The sequence below is a fragment of the Micromonospora aridisoli genome (assembly GCF_056150025.1).
On record NZ_JAXCFK010000001.1, the window covers coordinates 716678 to 731635 of the forward strand.

The following is a 14958-nucleotide window of genomic DNA, read 5'->3' on the forward strand; positions in this document are numbered from 1 at the left end:
GACCTCTGTCGGATCAGCCCTGGCCGCACCGCCGTCCCGACCAGCCCTGGCCCCGCCGGATGCTGACCATCGTCACCGCGCTCGCCACCGGTCTCGCGCTCGCGGCCGGCGTACCCGCGACCGGCGCCGCCGCCGCACCGACCGACGGGGCCGTGGCCGCCGCGGCGCCGGCCTTCAACTACGCCGAGGCGCTGCAGAAGTCCCTGCTGTTCTACGAGGCCCAACAGTCCGGGAAGCTGCCGGACTGGAACCGGGTCTCCTGGCGCGGCGACTCCGCCCTGCGGGACGGCGCCGACGTCGGGCTGGACCTCACCGGCGGCTGGTACGACGCCGGTGACCACGTCAAGTTCGGCTTCCCGATGGCGTTCACCACCACGATGCTCGCCTGGGGCGCGGTGGAGTACCGGTCCGGGTACGCCGCCTCCGGCCAGCTCACCCACCTGCTGAACAACCTGCGCTTCGTCAACGACTACTTCGTCAAGGCACATCCGTCGCCGAACGTCCTCTACGGACAGATCGGCAAGGGCGACGACGACCACAAGTGGTGGGGACCGGCCGAGGTGATGCCGATGGCGCGCCCCGCGTACAAGATCGACGCGAGCTGCGGCGGCGCGGACCTGGCGGGGGAGACGGCCGCCGCGATGGCCGCCTCGTCCATGGTGTTCCGGCCCACCGACGCCGCGTACGCCGACAAGCTGCTGACCCACGCGCGGCAGCTCTACACCTTCGCCGACACCGTGCGGAAGAACTATCACGAGTGCATCACCGACGCGACCAGCTTCTACCGGTCCTGGAGCGGATACCAGGACGAACTCGTCTGGGGTGCGATCTGGCTGTACCGGGCCACCGGCGACGCCGCGTACCTGACCAAGGCGGAGAGCGAGTACGACAAGCTCGGCACCGAACCGCAGACCACCACCCGCTCGTACAAGTGGACCGTCGCGTGGGACAACAAGCAGTTCGGGGCGTACGTGCTGCTGGCGAACCTGACCGGCAAGCAGAAGTACGTCGACGACGCCAACCGGTGGCTCGACTTCTGGACGGTCGGCGTCAACGGTGAGCGGGTCCGCTACTCGCCCGGCGGGATGGCGGTGCTCGACTCGTGGGGCGCGCTGCGCTACGCGGCCAACACCGCGTTCGCCGCGCTGGTCTACAGCGACAAGACCACCGACGCGACCCGTAAGGCGCGCTACAAGGACTTCGCCGTCCGCCAGATCAATTACGCGCTCGGCGACAACCCGCGCAACTCCAGCTACGTCATCGGCTTCGGCACCAACTCGCCGAAGAACCCGCACCACCGCACCGCGCACGGCTCCTGGTGGGACAGCATGACGGTACCCACCGAGACCCGGCACGTCCTCTACGGCGCGCTGGTCGGCGGGCCGTCGTCGCCGAACGACGCGTACACCGACAACCGCAACGACTACGTGATGAACGAGGTCGCCACCGACTACAACGCCGGCTTCACCTCCGCGCTGGCCCGGTTGACCCAGGAGTACGGCGGCACTCCGCTGGCCAACTTCCCGGTGCCCGAGCGGCCCGACATCGACGAGCTGACCGTGGAGACCACGGTGATGCAGAACGAGCCGCGGGCCACCGGCATCAAGGCCATCATCTACAACAAGTCGGCCTTCCCCGCCCGGGCGCTGACCGACGCGAAGTTCCGCTACTACTTCCGCACCGACGGCACCGGCCCGGTGCAGGTCACCTCCGGCTACACCCAGGGCTGCCCGGCACCGACCACGGCCCGGCAGAGCAGTGGCGATCTCTGGTACGTCGAGGTCGACTGCACCGGCCACACCATCGCCCCCGCCGGCCAGTCGCAGCACCGGATGGAGGTGCAGTTCAAGATCGGGGTGCCCGAGGGCGGCACCTGGAACCCGGCCAACGACCCGTCGTACCAGGCCACCGCCGGGCCGAACCGCAACGTGCCGCTGTACTCCGGTGGCCGGGTGGTGTGGGGCGTCGAGCCTGCGCCGGACGCTCCCGACACCACCCGACCGACCACCCCCGGCGCCCCGGTGGCGACCTCGGTCACCTCCCGTTCGGTGAGCCTGACCTGGGCACCGTCCACCGACGCCGAGAGCGGGCTCGACGTCTACCTGGTCAGTGTCCGGCTGGTCGGCAACGACGCGATCACGCTGCGCAACGCCAGCACCAACTCGTTGACGATCGACGTGCTGCCGGCCCGGACGTACGAGTTCAGCGTGATGGCCCGGGACCGGGCCGGCAACACGTCCTTCTCGTCACCGTCGCTGAGCGTGACGACTCCCGCCGTGGACGCGGGGGACACCGTCCCACCGACCACGCCGGGCACGCCCACTGTCTCCGCCGTCACCTCGACCGGTGCGACGCTGACCTGGGCTCCGTCGACCGACAACGTGGGGGTCACCGGTTACCGGATCTACCGTTCGTACCTGGTGGACGTCCTGGTCGACACGGTCACCGCACCCACCTACACGCTGACCGGGTTGAGCCCGCAGACCGCGTACCAGTTCTACGTGGTGGCGATCGACGCGGCCGGCAACGCCTCACCACCCTCGGGCACGGTGACGGTGACCACCTCGGCGCCGCTGCCGACCTCGCCCTGCCGGGTCGCCTACGGCACCAACGACTGGGGCACCGGCTTCACCGCCAGCATCACCATCACCAACACCGGCACGTCGGCGATCAACGGCTGGACGCTGGCGTTCACCTTCCCGCACAGCGGGCAGCGGGTCGGCCAGAGCTGGTCGGCCACCTTCCAGCAGACCGGTGCGGCGGTGACCGCGACGAACCTGTCCTACAACGGCAACCTGGCGCCGGGTGCCTCGACCAGCATCGGCTTCAACGGCACCCACACCGGCAGCAACCCGAGACCGACGAGCTTCACGCTCAACGGGGCCACCTGCACCATCGGCTGAGACCAACCGGCTGCGGCCGGTCGCCAGGCCGGGGCCCGTCCCCGGCCTGGCGCGGCACCGGGTCTGGTGTGATGCCGGGCCGGTCGCAGTGCCCGGATCACACCCATGCGGACACTGTCGAGCTGAACCGTCTGCGCTATCACAGGGTGCCGCGCGGCCCGGTGTCGGTGCGGCCTCGGGGTCGGTGGCCCTCCGAAGCGGTGCTGTGGCCGCGGTGGATCGATGTGGCCGGATGGTTGATTCGTCTGCGCCGTCAGCTCGACAGCGTCGCAACCACAGGTGGTGCTCCGGCGGCCTAGTCGCGCAGGTCGTCGGCGAGGAGGTCCATCAGCAGGCCGTCGTGCCAGCGGCCGTCCTCGCCACGCTCGTAACGGCGCAGCACCCCGACCGTCCGGAAACCCACCTTCGCGTACGCCCGGATGGCGGCGGTGTTCGCCGCCGCCGGGTCAATGGTGAAGCGGTGGTGGCCGTGGACGTCGATCAGGTGCCGGATCAGGGTACGGATGGCATCGCCGGCGAGCCCGGCACCGCGCACCGACGGATCGAGGAAGATGTCCATGCCGGCGTGCCGATAGTCCGGGTCGTCCTCGGCATGCCACTGGATCGCGCCGACCACCCGGTCGTCGTGCTCGATGGCGTACACCGACAGGCCCTCCGCGGCGAGGTCCTCCTCGACGGCGGCGACCAGGTCGTCGCCGCCGCGCCACCAGCGGCGTACCTCCGGCTCGGCGCGGATCCGCGCCAGAGCGGGCACGTCGGCGGTGGTCGCCGGCCGTAGGGTCACCGCCTCGCCGCGCAGCATCCGTTCAGCTCCTGATCTCGCCGTGCTCGACGCAGATCGCCGACCAGCCGACCGGCAGCACCTGCACCTTCATCCGGCGCCGGCAGCGGGCGCAGTACCGGGGCGGCTCCAGGGCCCGGGCCGCCGCACACCCTTCGTGGGCGCCCGCCGTCGCGGCCTCCCCGCACCGGTCACACCACACCTCGTCGGCCACCGCTGCCATCACAGGGTGGCGGAGAGCGCCTTGACCGGCATCTTCAACTCGTCGAGCAGCTTGAGATCCTCGGTGGCCGGCCGGCCGAGGGTGGTCAGGTAGTTGCCGACGATCACGGCGTTGATCCCGCCGAGCAACCCGTCCCGGGTACCGAGGTCACCGAGGGTTATCTCCCGGCCGCCCGCGTACCGCAGGATGGTGCGCGGCATGGCCAACCGGAAGGCGGCGATGGCCCGCAGCGCGTCCTTGCCCTCCACCACCGGCCGGTCGCCCAGGGGGGTGCCGGGCCGGGGGTTGAGGAAGTTCAGCGGCACCTCGTGCGGGTCCAGCTCGGCGAGCTGCGCGGCGAACTCCGCCCGCTGCTCGACCGTCTCGCCGAGGCCGAGGATGCCGCCGCAGCAGACCTCCATGCCGGACTCGCGGACCATCCGCAGCGTCTCCCACCGTTCCTCCCAGGAGTGCGTGGTGACCACGTTCGGGAAGTACGACCGGCAGGTTTCCAGGTTGTGGTTGTAGCGGTGCACACCCATGTCGACCAGCTCGTCGACCTGCTCCTGGGTGAGCATCCCGAGCGAGGCGGCGACCTGGATGTCGACCTCGGCCCTGATCGCGGCGACGCCCTCGCGCATCTGCTTCATCAACCGGGCGTCCGGGCCGCGTACGGCGGCCACGATGCAGAACTCCGTCGCGCCGGTCGCGGCGGTCTGCTTCGCCGCCTTCACCAGCGAGGGAATGTCCAGCCAGACCGACCGCACCGGCGAGGTGAACAGGCCGGACTGGGAACAGAAGTGGCAGTCCTCCGGGCAGCCGCCGGTCTTCAGCGAGACGATGCCCTCGACCTCCACCTCCGGACCGCACCAGCGCATCCGCACCTCGTGGGCGAGTTGAAGCGCGGCGGACAGGTGCTCGTCGGGCAGGTTCAGCACGGCGAGGACATCGGCCTCATCGAGACCGACGCCGTTGTGCAGCACCTGGGCCCGGGCCTGGTCGAGGATCTCTGGCATGGCACGTACCCTACAAGGCCGCCGCGCCGCCCGGCCCGACCCGGCGAGCCGGACCGCGCCACGCCGGTGTGGCGATCCCGGGTGGTAACTTCGCCCGGCGGAAGCGCCTGACGGGCGGGAACCGGCGGAAAGGGATGTGGCGGTGGCGGACTGGCTGGCGGCACTGGACCGCCGTGCCGAGCTGCGGGCGAAGGCGGGACTGACCCGCCGACTGCACCCGCGCGCCGCCGCCGACGGCATGGTCGACCTGGCCGGCAACGACTACCTGGGCCTGGCCGCCCACCCCGAGGTGGTGGCCGCGGCGGCCCGGTCCCTTGCCGCGTACGGGCTGGGCGCGACCGGTTCGCGACTGGTCCGCGGCTCCACCGACGTGCACCACACCCTGGAGGAGACGCTCGCCGACTGGTTCGGCACCGACCGGGCGCTGGTCTTCTCGTCCGGGTACCTGGCCAACATCGGTGCGGTCCGTGCTCTGGTACGTCCCCGCACGCTGCTGGTCTCCGACGCGCACAACCACGCCTCATTGATCGACGGGTGTCGCATCTCCGGAGCGGAGACGGTGGTGACCCCGCACGCCGACGTCACCGCGGTCGCCGCAGCTCTCGCGGCCGCGCCGGGTCGACCGGCGGTGGTGGTCACCGAGTCGGTCTTCTCCGTCGACGGTGACCTGGCTCCGCTGGCGCGGCTGCACGCGACCGCCCGCGCGCACGGCGCGTTGCTGCTGGTCGACGACGCACACGCGCTCGGGGTGACCGGTCCCGCGGGGGCCGGTGCGGTCGCGGCCGCCGGTCTGACCGGTGAACCGGACGTGGTGGTCACCGCCACCCTGTCCAAGGCGCTCGGTGGAGCCGGGGGTTGCGTGGCGGGTCCGGCCGAGTTCGTCCGGCACCTGGTGGAGACCGCGCGGACCTTCATCTACGACACCGCCCTGCCGCCCGTGGTGGCCGCCGGGGTGCAGGCCGCCGTCGGGCTGGCGCGTACCGGCGACGATCTGCGCGCCGACCTGGCCGAGCGGGCCGCCCTCGCGGTGGGCCGGCTGCGCGCCGCCGGCCTGGACGTCTCCGACGCCGACGCCGCCGTCGTCTCGGTCACCGCTCCGGGCCCGGAGGCGGCGACCGCCTGGGCCGCCGCCTGCCGGGACCGGGGAGTGGCGGTCGGCTGCTTCCGCCCGCCGTCCACCCCGGACAGCCGCTCCCGGCTGCGGCTGACCATCGGCGCCGGGGTGCCGCGGGCGGACTTCGAACGGGCCCTGGAGGTCATCGTGGAATGTGCGCCATGACGGATCAGTGGCGTGGACCGGTGCTGGTCACCGGGACCGACACCGAGGTCGGCAAGACGGTGGTGACCGCCGCGATCACGGCCGCCGCGCAGGCGGCGGGGCTGCGGGTGGCGGTGATCAAACCGGGCCAGACCGGCACGGCCACCGGCGAACCCGGTGACGTCGAGGCGGTCGTCCGGCTGGCCGCCCCGATGACCGGGCGTACGCTGGCCAGCTTCCCCGACCCGCTCGCGCCGCTGGCCGCCGCCCGGGTGGCCGAACTGCCACCGCTGGAGCTGTACAACGCGGTGGACGCAGTCCGGGAGGAGGCGGACAAGCACGATCTGGTGCTCGTCGAGGGGGCCGGTGGACTGCTCGTACCGATGGGGCTGCGGCCCTCGGGGGAGCCGTGGACGGTCGCCGACCTGGCCGTGTCGCTGGGTGCCCCGGCGGTGGTGGTGGCCCGCGCCGGCCTGGGCACCCTCAACCACACCGCGCTCACCCTGGAGGCCCTGGACCGGCGGGCCGTGCCGGCCGGCGTGGTGATCGGCGCCTGGCCGGCCGAACCCGAGCTGGTGCACTGGGCCAACCTCAGTGACCTGCTGCCGAACCTGCTGGGCGCGCTGCCGGCCGGTGCCGGGGCGATGGACCCGGGGGTGTTCCGGCGTTCCGCGCCGGGCTGGCTCACCCCGGCGCTGTACGGCGTACTCGACGACTGGCGTGCCTGGGCCGACGAGATCAGCTGAGCCCACGGCCGGTCGCCGGGTTCCTTCGGCCGACGGTGCTGCCGGAAGCTGAGTCAGCGGCGGACCACGAAGGCGTCCGGCATCCGGAAGGTGAGGTTGTCCGGACAGTGCGGTGGACGCACCACGCGTACCCCGGTCAGCAGCGGTGCGGCCTCCGTCACCAGCGTCGCGGCTTCCATCCGGGCGAGTTGGTCGCCGACGCAGCGGTGTGGGCCCGCCCCGAAGGCCAGGTGCCGGCGCGACCCGCGTTGTCCCGGCCGGAACCCGTCCGGCGACGGCACGACCGCCGGGTCCCGTCCGGCTCGGCCCAGCCACAGCACGATGCTGGTGCCCGCCGGCACCGCCGCCCCGCCCAGCGTGGTGTCCACCGCGGCGATCCGTCGCCAGGTGACGATCGGCGGTTCCAGCCGCAGCCCCTCCTCGACCACGTCGGCGACGTTCACCGAGCCGTCGCGCAGCCCGGCAAGCACGGCAGGTTCGCCGGTGAGCCGGTGCATCAGCAGGGTGAGGAACTGCGAGGTGGTCTCCTGTCCGGCGACCAGCAGGAAGAACAACGCGCCGACGACCACGTCGGGCGGGTGCCCGACGTTCCGCAGGGCTCCGGCCAGGCCGTCACCGGTGGCCGCGAACTCCCGCAGTACCCGATGGAAACGGCCCACCTCGGCGGCGAGCAGCCGCTGCCGGTCGGCGTCCAGTGGTGCCCAGAACAGCTCCAGGGCCGCGCGGGCGAACGCCTTCACCGCCGCGACCGGTGCGTCGGGCAGCTCGACCAGCCGGGCCAGGACCAGCAGCGGCAGGTCGGCGGCGAGACCGGCGTGCAGGTCGACCTGGGCGCCGGTGTCGAGGTTGGCGGTCAGCTCGGCGACCCGTCGACGGACCACCGCGGCGAGCCACTCCCGCTGCGCGGCCACCCGGGTCGGATGCAGGGCGTCGGCCACCAGCGCGCGGATCCCCGGGTGGCTGGCGGCACCGTTGTTGGCCAGCGTCGGCGGTAGCCGGAACCGGTGGGCGGCGAGCACCCGCAGCGCGGCCACCGGCATCGGGGTGACCGCGTCCAGCGCGTTGTCGGGGCGGAACGTCGTGGGGTCGGTGAGCACCTGGCGGACCAGGGCGTGCCGGGTCACCAGCAGGTGCTCGACACCCACGTGGTCGGCGACGCGGGCCACGTCGGGCCACCGGGTGGCACCGTCACCGGCCCCGGCATCCTCGGACGTCGTCGGGGCCTGCTCCCAGCTGCGGAACAGCACGGCGTCACGCTAGTCGGCCGCTCCTGGCCGGCCGGCGCGCAACCGCCACACCGTGGTGCGCTTCACCCGTACGCTCTCCAGCGCCTCACTGACCGGCACGTCGTAGGCGGCGAGTTCGTCGAAGCGTTCCCGGGGCAGGAAGGCCCGACCAGGGTCGCCGACCAGCACCGACGCCCCGGCCCGGGTGGCGCGCAGCAGGAAGCGCAGCACCCGGTTGGCCATCGCCTCGCTGTAGAAGACGTCGCCGGCGAGGACCACCTCGGCGTCGCCCGCGTCGCCGTCGAGGATGTCGCCGAGCTCGGCGTCGACGCGTACCCCGTTGGCCTCGGCGTTGAGCGCGACGGCCGCGACGGCCAGTTCGTCGACCTCCACGGCGCGGACGGTGGCGGCCCCGGCCCGGGCGGCGGCGATGGCCACCAGGCCGGAGCCGGAGGCCAGGTCGAGCACGCGGCGGCCGGCCACGGTCTGCGGGTGGTCGGTGACGTAACGCGCCAGGCCCTGCCCGCCGGCCCAGGCGAAGGCCCAGAACGGCGGCGGTCGGTCGCTGCGGAACTCGCCCTCGGTCAGTTCCCACAGCCCGATCGGCTCGTCCGCCTGATGCAGCCGAACCTCGGGTACGAACGCGACGGGCGCGAGCCGGGCGTGCAGCCGGACGAAGGCGGCGGAGAGCGCGGACACCCGGTGATTGTCCACCGTCACCGTGCACGGCGTGTCGCGGGTGACCCGTGACCGGTTCAATACCGTACGTGAAAACGGGCATCCTGCTTGACGGTCCGTGCGAACACGCCCGTCTACCGACTGGCCTCCGGCGCTCCTAGCGTGGCGAATGGAGACGACCAACGGGAGGACGGATCGTGAAGAGGCTGTGGCGGTACACGCTACGGATCGGGGTGGCGTTGGCGTGTCTCACCGGGGTGGACGTCGCCATGGCCGCGCCGGCGCACGCGGCGTTCGCCACCGAACTCAGCGGCCTGCCGGACCAGTTCACCGCCGGTGGGCGGGTGGCGACGGTGTCCGCCGTGGTGTCCCGCTCCGACCAGGGTCGCTGCATCAAGGTGCGGTGGTCGATGGTGTTGGGCGTGCAGGGGTTGCGGTTGGACCAGGTGCGGGTGGACCGGATCGAGGAGACCGGTTCCTTCCCGGTGGAGGTGCGTACCGAGGGTGACACGGCGCGGCTGACCGACCGTCAGCTCGATCCGGGCACGCTCTGCCCGGGGCGTACCGTCACCGCGCAGTACCGGATCGCCTTCGCCGGGGACGTCGGCCAGGGCCGGGTGAGCCTCGCCGCGGAGGCGTACGACCAGAACCTGCGGTTGCTGTCCCGCCAGACGGCGACCCGTGAGGTGGTGGGCCGGGGCGCCGACGCCCGCCCGACGACCGCGCCGCCGACCCCGTCGCAGGCGCCGACGGTGGACCCGACGGAGGAGCCGGTCGAGGTGCCGACGGTGGACCCGACCGAGGAGGAGTTCGATCCGGCCGATGATGCCGGGTACGCCGGCGGGGCGGGTGAGCCGCCGGCCGCCGACGCGGCCGGTAACCAGAGCGGTAACGGGCTCGGCCTGACCGAGGTGGCGTTCCTGCTCGGCGGTCTGCTGCTCTTCCTCGGGGTGGGTCTGTTGCTGCGACTACGGCAGCTGACCCGGGAGCCCGAGGCCGCGGTGGACGCGGTCGGCCCGCCGCCCGGGCGTTGGGAGCGGGGGTCGGGCCCGCGGAGCCGGTGGCGGACGGTACCCCGCGACGGTGGTTACCTCAGTTGACCTGGGCCACGGTGGAGGCGCACCGCCCCCACCGTGGCGGTGCGTCACGGTGCCCAGTCGGGGTCGCGGCCGAAGGCGGCGAGGAGTCGGTCCTGTTCAGCGGCCCCGGCGGGCACCCCGACCTCGGGTGCGACCAGGCCGCTGCGCCGGTAGTCCTCGACGTGGCGGGAGAACCAGCGGGCCGCCTCGGCCACGGCGTCGGCGTCCATCGCCGGGTCCGCGCCTATCGCCACCGCCAGGTCCCAGCCGTGCACGAGGTGTTCGGCCAGCAGTTGATGCAGGTACTCCTCGGCCGAGGTGGGGCCGGCCGACAGCTGTACGGTCCGGTCCAGGGCTCCCGGGCTGGTGGCCGCGACCTCGGCCTGTGCCGCGGCCTCACGGGCGGCCCCGATCGGGTCGGCGCCGAGCTGGTCGCCGTCGTAGCGGTCACCGACCTCCTCGATGGTGCGTCCGGCGAGCAGCGGCACGCTCCACCGTTCCTCGCTGACCACGTGGTTGACCAGGGTGCGGACGTCCCAGCCGGGGCAGGGGGTGGCGGCCGACCATTGTCCGGGGTGCACCTGGTCCACCCGATCGGTGAATTCGGCCAGGCTCCGCCGGTATGTCTTGAGCAGCTCCATGTCGCCCTTGTTCCCGCCGGTGGCGCGGGTAACCCGCCGGATCCGTCCCGGGCCGCCGCCGGCCGCGTGGAACTACTCCAACTGGGCGGGGTCGAGCCCCAGCTCGCGAGCGGTCACCAGACGCACCCATTCGGCGAACTGCCGCCGGGAGATCACCCGGTCGTGCACCGCGAGTTGCACCGCCAGCCCATCCATCACCGCACTGATCCGCCAGGCCGCGCCCGCCGGGTCGGTGCAGACGAAGATTCCCTCACGGACGCCGTCGGAGATCACCGCGGCGAGGTCCTCCCGCCAGCGCAGGTCCAGCTTGCGCGAGACCTTCTCCAACTCGGGGGTACGCAGCGACTCGGCCCACCCGTCGATCCACATGGACCAGGAGGTGGCCCGTCCGGCCGGGGTGTAGAGGCGCAGGATGCGGCGGAGCTTGGTCAGCGGCGGGGCGGTGGAGCGGGTCACCGCGTCGAGCCGGGCCAGGTCCTGCTCCACGGCGTACGCGAAAGCCTGGGCGAGCAGCCGTTCCTTGGTGGCGAAGTGGTAGAAGACCAGCGCCTGACTCACCCCGGCGGCCTGCGCCACATCCGCCGTGCGGGTGTTCGCCAACCCGCGTTGCCCGATCACGTCACATGCGGTGCGCAGCAGGGCATCCAGGCGGATTTCCGCCGCACGTCTCGTCACGCCCGTCACCGTATCCGATCGAAACCGATACGGCCCGTCACCAAAGCCCTGCTGATCCGGCTTGCGACAGTCGGAAGCCGGACAGTTGCCGGGCGGGCAATGGCGGGCACCTCGGTTCCTTCCCGAGGCGGTGGTCCACGGCTCCCGCGGGAGTCTAGGAGCCTGCCGAACCAGGCTCCTAGGAAGCTTTAGTCGAAGGGATTTCGGACGCGCCGGGACGGGGGCCCGATTTGGCATCCGTTCCACCGCTCGGCTAGAGTTCTCATCCGTCACCGGGAACACCCGGGGCGTGCGGACGTAGCGCAGTTGGTAGCGCATCACCTTGCCAAGGTGAGGGTCGCGGGTTCGAGTCCCGTCGTCCGCTCGGAGCTGCCGCCACGCGTGACGGGGGCAACCTCGGTGGGGTGGCCGAGAGGCGAGGCAACGGCCTGCAAAGCCGTGTACGCGGGTTCAAATCCCGTCCCCACCTCGGTAAACAGCAAGGGCGATTGGCGCAGTGGGAGCGCGCTTCCTTGACACGGAAGAGGTCACTGGTTCAAACCCAGTATCGCCCACCATCAGGTCAGTAGATGAAGGCCCGTTACCGGAATTCCGGTAGCGGGCCCTTTCACATGGTGGCCGACCCGGTGGCGGTCGCCGTGCGGTGACCGCCACCGGCCAGCCGGTCACAGCGGCGGTGCGACGTCCCGACGCTCCTCGACCCGGCGGTACTCCGCCGGCTCCTCCTCGGCCGTCGTGGCGACCGTCTGGCGGCGACGACCCCAGACGAGCGTCGTCATGATCAGACCGAGCACGCCGGCGGCCATCAGGATCCACCCGACCACGTCGATGTCGAGCCCACCGATGCTCGCGTTGACCGCGAAGGTGAGGATTGCGCCGAGCGCCAACAGAAAAATGCTGGTGCCGATTCCCATGACAGCCTCCTTTGTCCTGGGGGATGCGGTGTGCTGTCGAGGGAGGTCTGTACCCGGGGCGTGAGAGACGCAATCACCCTCTTCCCGGGGGCGGGCGCCCTGGCGATCTTGCCATCGGGTAGAGTTGCCCCGTCCCCGGCAGAGCCGAGGGCACGCGGACGTAGCGCAGCTGGTAGCGCATCACCTTGCCAAGGTGAGGGTCGCGGGTTCGAATCCCGTCGTCCGCTCGCGGTCTGGCCGCACCTACGGGTGTCGCCGGTCACCACGGGCGATTGGCGCAGTGGGAGCGCGCTTCCTTGACACGGAAGAGGTCACTGGTTCAAACCCAGTATCGCCCACCACGTATGGCTCATTCCCACCATATCGGACATCATCAATGTTCGATATGGTGGGTTTTTGCTGTTCAAGATCGTTGGATGGCACCCTGCTCGTCGCGGCGGTGTCATCTCCGGCTGGCTGCACGGCTGCGGGCATCCGTGTCGGCGCGGGGTCGAGAAGCTGCCGGAACGGCTCTGTTAGCTCGTATCGTTCGACGGCCCCGTCCTGGCCCAGGTAGAGCTTCTTGAAGAACCCCTGGTTGATCTGGCGCCGGATCGGCGGCGGAGCTGCGGCGTAGTGCCGCTGACAGTGGCCTGCAACCAACAGAGCGTCCTCCAGAGTCCGGGTCACCTCCTCCAGGCTCGACGTTGCCTTGGTGATCTCGGTCTCTGCTTCGGCCAGGGCGCGGGTGAGCCGATCCATCTCGGTCTTGAGAAGATCGACTGGCACCGCACCCGCGTAGTGGGCCTGCATGAGCTTCGACCGCTCGTCCTTGAGCCGAGCCAGGCGCTTCTTGGCGCGCTCGGCGTTCGCTTCGGCGTCGACGTGCTGAGCCTCGAACTCTGTCACAACGGCGTGGCGCAACTCCACGAGCCTCTCCGGGGCTGGCTCAAACGTCCGGTAGAACCGGGCCATCCCATCCTCGACGGCGTGGAGGCGGATCCCGCCCCGGCGGCAGTTGTTGGCCTTCAGCTTTTTCTTGACGCAGTGGTAGTACTCGTAGATCCCACCGTTTCCCCGATGGCGACTGAAGACGAGACGACCGCCGCAGGATCCGCAGAAGATCGAGCCACGCAGGTAGTGGGGCCACTTGCGGTCCTTTTCGCCAGCGTGGCGGTGCGCCGCTAGCACATCCTGAATACGCAGCCAGGTTTCTGGAGTAACGAGAGCTTCGTGTCGTCCTTCGTAGTGGAAGCCGTTGTAGGCGACCACACCCATGTAGTACGGATTGCGCAGCAGGTTGTGCATGCTCGTCGGGTTGATGGGTTCGGAGGGTTTTGTGCGAGTCGGGCGGGCGGTCAGGCCTCGCCCGCGAGCGGCAATGACAAGGCCATTGACCGTCCATTCGCCGGTGGCGTACTGCTCCAGACACCAGAGCACGATGGGCGCTCGCTCAGGATCGAGGATTACCCGGGAGACGCTTATACCTTCAACGAACTCGCGTACGTTCAAGTAGCCCAGGGGAGCCCGGAATGGCGTCCCACCTTCTTGGGCCTTGCGCACAAGGCCTTTCATGACCTCTTCGGCCAGGTTTTCGCGGTAGAACTCTGCGGTGTCGGCCATGATGTTGTGCAGGAACCGGCCGTGAGCGCTGTTGGTGATGTTCTCAGTGCAGGACACTAGCTCGACGCCCGCGCGGGCGAGCATCAGGCGGATCGCCATGTCGTCTTCGCGGTTGCGGGCCAACCGGTCGATCTTGTGGACGATCAGATAGCGAATGCGACGCTTCTTGAGCTCCCTGAGCATCTCCTGAAGTTGCGGCCTCTGGGTTGACTTCGCGCTCTCTCCGGCATCGATGAAGACTCCGACAATCGCGGCACCGAGTGCTTGCGCCTTTGCTTCACAGGCTTCTCGCTGGTAGGGGATTGAGTATCCCTCTTCGCCACCACCCGTACGGGCTTGGTCGCGCGTGCTCACGCGAGCATAGATAAAGGCCTCGTTGCTGTCGTTAACCGTGAGTGCTTTGCTGCGGATGCCGCGCGGCGGTGCTTGACCTGCCGCAGCTACAGCGGCGATCGCCTGTTGATGGTCCTGGCCGCGAAGACCCTCGATAATATCTTTGCGGGTTGTCTTCTGTTGGCGCTGGTAGGCCATGCTGCGCAAAGTGACATCAGTTCGGGTTTCCCGATCTTGATCCGTACCCTGATCCTCGTCCGTGTACACCGGCAATTCGACAGGCACATCTTCCTCCCGATCCGTCATTCCATCGCGCCCCCGCGCGTCCTGGGGCCAGGCAGGATACGTTCTCGCCGATTCCGGTGCAATTCTTCTTGATCTTGATTCTTCATTCATATTCCCTTCTATTTTGTCAGGTTGTTTTCTTATCGGGAGCTGTAGTTTTTGCAGCTTTGCTGTGGATAAGTGGGGTGGAAGGTCAGCGCTTGCGCCAACCTTCCACCTCGTCTTACGGCAACGCCCTCATGCCTGCGCGGACGCTTCGCTGCCCCGCCGCTTGCTCGCAGCCTTCGTCTCGGCTGGCAGTGCGCCGGTGTTCCCGAACAGCGCCTGGATCGCGCCGCGCCGGGCTGCGGCCTCCCGCTCGATCTCCTCAAGCACGGCAGCGGCTCGCGCGGCGAAGTCCGGCTGTGCTTGCTTGTGCTCGACGTACAGCTCCACCGCCCGCCGCATGGCGTCGGTCAGGCTCAGTCCGTCGAGCTGCGCCACCAGAGCGAATTGGGCGTGCAGTTCGTCGGGCAGCTTCAGGCCGAGCGTCTTGATGCCTGTCTTTCCGTTTCCGGGTTCCATGTTGGGAACTCCCTCCTCGGTGTTGGTGCGGCTGGCCACCTGCTTCGGTGCAGGT

At 70.4% G+C, this 14958-nt stretch carries 13 protein-coding genes, 5 tRNA genes and 1 pseudogene; 9 read left to right on the forward strand and 10 right to left on the reverse strand.

The window, feature by feature from the left end; all coding sequences use genetic code 11:
• The first annotated feature begins 59 nt into the window (after positions 1-59).
• Complete coding sequence (locus SM447_RS03250) at positions 60-2903, forward strand: glycoside hydrolase family 9 protein (protein WP_474571261.1); 2844 nt, start codon at positions 60-62, stop codon at positions 2901-2903.
• A 295-nt stretch (positions 2904-3198) separates the two neighbouring features.
• On the opposite strand, the gene SM447_RS03255 is transcribed toward SM447_RS03250, so the two are convergent.
• From SM447_RS03255 to bioB, 3 genes are read right to left on the reverse strand one after another with little or no spacing between them, the layout of a single operon-like run.
• The gene (locus SM447_RS03255) at positions 3199-3705 is read right to left on the reverse strand and encodes a GNAT family N-acetyltransferase (protein ID WP_474571186.1); all 507 of its coding nucleotides are present in this window, start codon (positions 3703-3705) and stop codon (positions 3199-3201) included.
• Between the two features lie 4 nt (positions 3706-3709).
• Entirely contained in the window at positions 3710-3907 is a 198-nt protein-coding gene (gene bsaP, locus SM447_RS03260; protein WP_474571187.1) for a biotin synthase auxiliary protein BsaP, read from the reverse strand.
• Positions 3907-4902, reverse strand: a complete 996-nt coding sequence (gene bioB, locus SM447_RS03265) for a biotin synthase BioB (RefSeq protein WP_474571188.1) — start codon at positions 4900-4902, stop codon at positions 3907-3909. The genes bsaP and bioB overlap by 1 nt, the downstream gene beginning before the upstream one ends.
• 142 nt (positions 4903-5044) lie before the next feature.
• Between bioB and SM447_RS03270 the strand changes: the two genes are divergently transcribed.
• Together SM447_RS03270 and bioD are read left to right on the forward strand one after the other, a co-directional pair.
• A complete protein-coding gene (locus SM447_RS03270; protein WP_474571189.1) occupies positions 5045-6181 on the forward strand; it encodes an 8-amino-7-oxononanoate synthase in 1137 nt (378 codons plus the stop codon).
• Entirely contained in the window at positions 6169-6906 is a 738-nt protein-coding gene (gene bioD, locus SM447_RS03275) for a dethiobiotin synthase (RefSeq protein WP_474571190.1), read from the forward strand. The genes SM447_RS03270 and bioD overlap by 13 nt, the downstream gene beginning before the upstream one ends.
• Before the next feature lie 53 nt (positions 6907-6959).
• Here the strand turns inward: bioD and SM447_RS03280 are convergent, their stop codons facing one another.
• Both SM447_RS03280 and SM447_RS03285 read right to left on the reverse strand, forming a co-directional pair.
• Positions 6960-8153 (reverse strand): cytochrome P450, encoded by a 1194-nt coding sequence (locus tag SM447_RS03280; protein WP_474571191.1) that lies wholly within the window; start codon positions 8151-8153, stop codon positions 6960-6962.
• 9 nt (positions 8154-8162) lie between these two features.
• On the reverse strand, positions 8163-8831 hold the full coding sequence (locus SM447_RS03285) for a class I SAM-dependent methyltransferase (RefSeq protein WP_474571192.1): 669 nt from the start codon (positions 8829-8831) through the stop codon (positions 8163-8165).
• A gap of 176 nt (positions 8832-9007) precedes the next feature.
• Here SM447_RS03285 and SM447_RS03290 point away from each other — a divergent pair, with 176 nt between their 5' ends.
• The gene (locus tag SM447_RS03290; protein ID WP_474571193.1) at positions 9008-9910 is read left to right on the forward strand and encodes a hypothetical protein; all 903 of its coding nucleotides are present in this window, start codon (positions 9008-9010) and stop codon (positions 9908-9910) included.
• Positions 9911-9954: 44 nt separating this feature from the next.
• On the opposite strand, the gene SM447_RS03295 is transcribed toward SM447_RS03290, so the two are convergent.
• On the reverse strand, positions 9955-10530 hold the full coding sequence (locus tag SM447_RS03295; protein ID WP_474571194.1) for a TIGR03086 family metal-binding protein: 576 nt from the start codon (positions 10528-10530) through the stop codon (positions 9955-9957).
• A 72-nt stretch (positions 10531-10602) separates the two neighbouring features.
• Positions 10603-11205 (reverse strand): TetR/AcrR family transcriptional regulator, encoded by a 603-nt coding sequence (locus SM447_RS03300; RefSeq protein WP_474571195.1) that lies wholly within the window; start codon positions 11203-11205, stop codon positions 10603-10605.
• Positions 11206-11496: 291 nt separating this feature from the next.
• Here SM447_RS03300 and SM447_RS03305 point away from each other — a divergent pair.
• The 3 genes from SM447_RS03305 to SM447_RS03315 all read left to right on the forward strand — a co-directional run bounded on the left by SM447_RS03305 (position 11497) and on the right by SM447_RS03315 (position 11762).
• Positions 11497-11569, forward strand: a tRNA-Gly gene (locus SM447_RS03305).
• A 34-nt stretch (positions 11570-11603) separates the two neighbouring features.
• Positions 11604-11674: transfer RNA gene (locus SM447_RS03310), tRNA-Cys, on the forward strand.
• Between the two features lie 13 nt (positions 11675-11687).
• Positions 11688-11762, forward strand: a tRNA-Val gene (locus SM447_RS03315).
• 108 nt (positions 11763-11870) lie between these two features.
• On the opposite strand, the gene SM447_RS03320 is transcribed toward SM447_RS03315, so the two are convergent.
• Entirely contained in the window at positions 11871-12119 is a 249-nt protein-coding gene (locus SM447_RS03320) for a DUF6458 family protein (protein WP_474571196.1), read from the reverse strand.
• A gap of 154 nt (positions 12120-12273) precedes the next feature.
• On the opposite strand from SM447_RS03320, the gene SM447_RS03325 reads away from it, so the two are divergent.
• A tRNA-Gly gene (locus SM447_RS03325) sits at positions 12274-12346 on the forward strand.
• Between the two features lie 39 nt (positions 12347-12385).
• Positions 12386-12460, forward strand: a tRNA-Val gene (locus tag SM447_RS03330).
• 676 nt (positions 12461-13136) lie between these two features.
• On the opposite strand, the pseudogene SM447_RS03335 reads toward SM447_RS03330, so the two are convergent.
• Together SM447_RS03335 and SM447_RS03340 are read right to left on the reverse strand one after the other, a co-directional pair.
• Positions 13137-14450, reverse strand: a pseudogene (locus SM447_RS03335) (recombinase family protein); the annotation flags it as partial.
• 126 nt (positions 14451-14576) lie between these two features.
• A complete protein-coding gene (locus SM447_RS03340) occupies positions 14577-14903 on the reverse strand; it encodes a hypothetical protein (RefSeq protein ID WP_474571197.1) in 327 nt (108 codons plus the stop codon).
• Between the last annotated feature and the right edge of the window lie 55 nt (positions 14904-14958).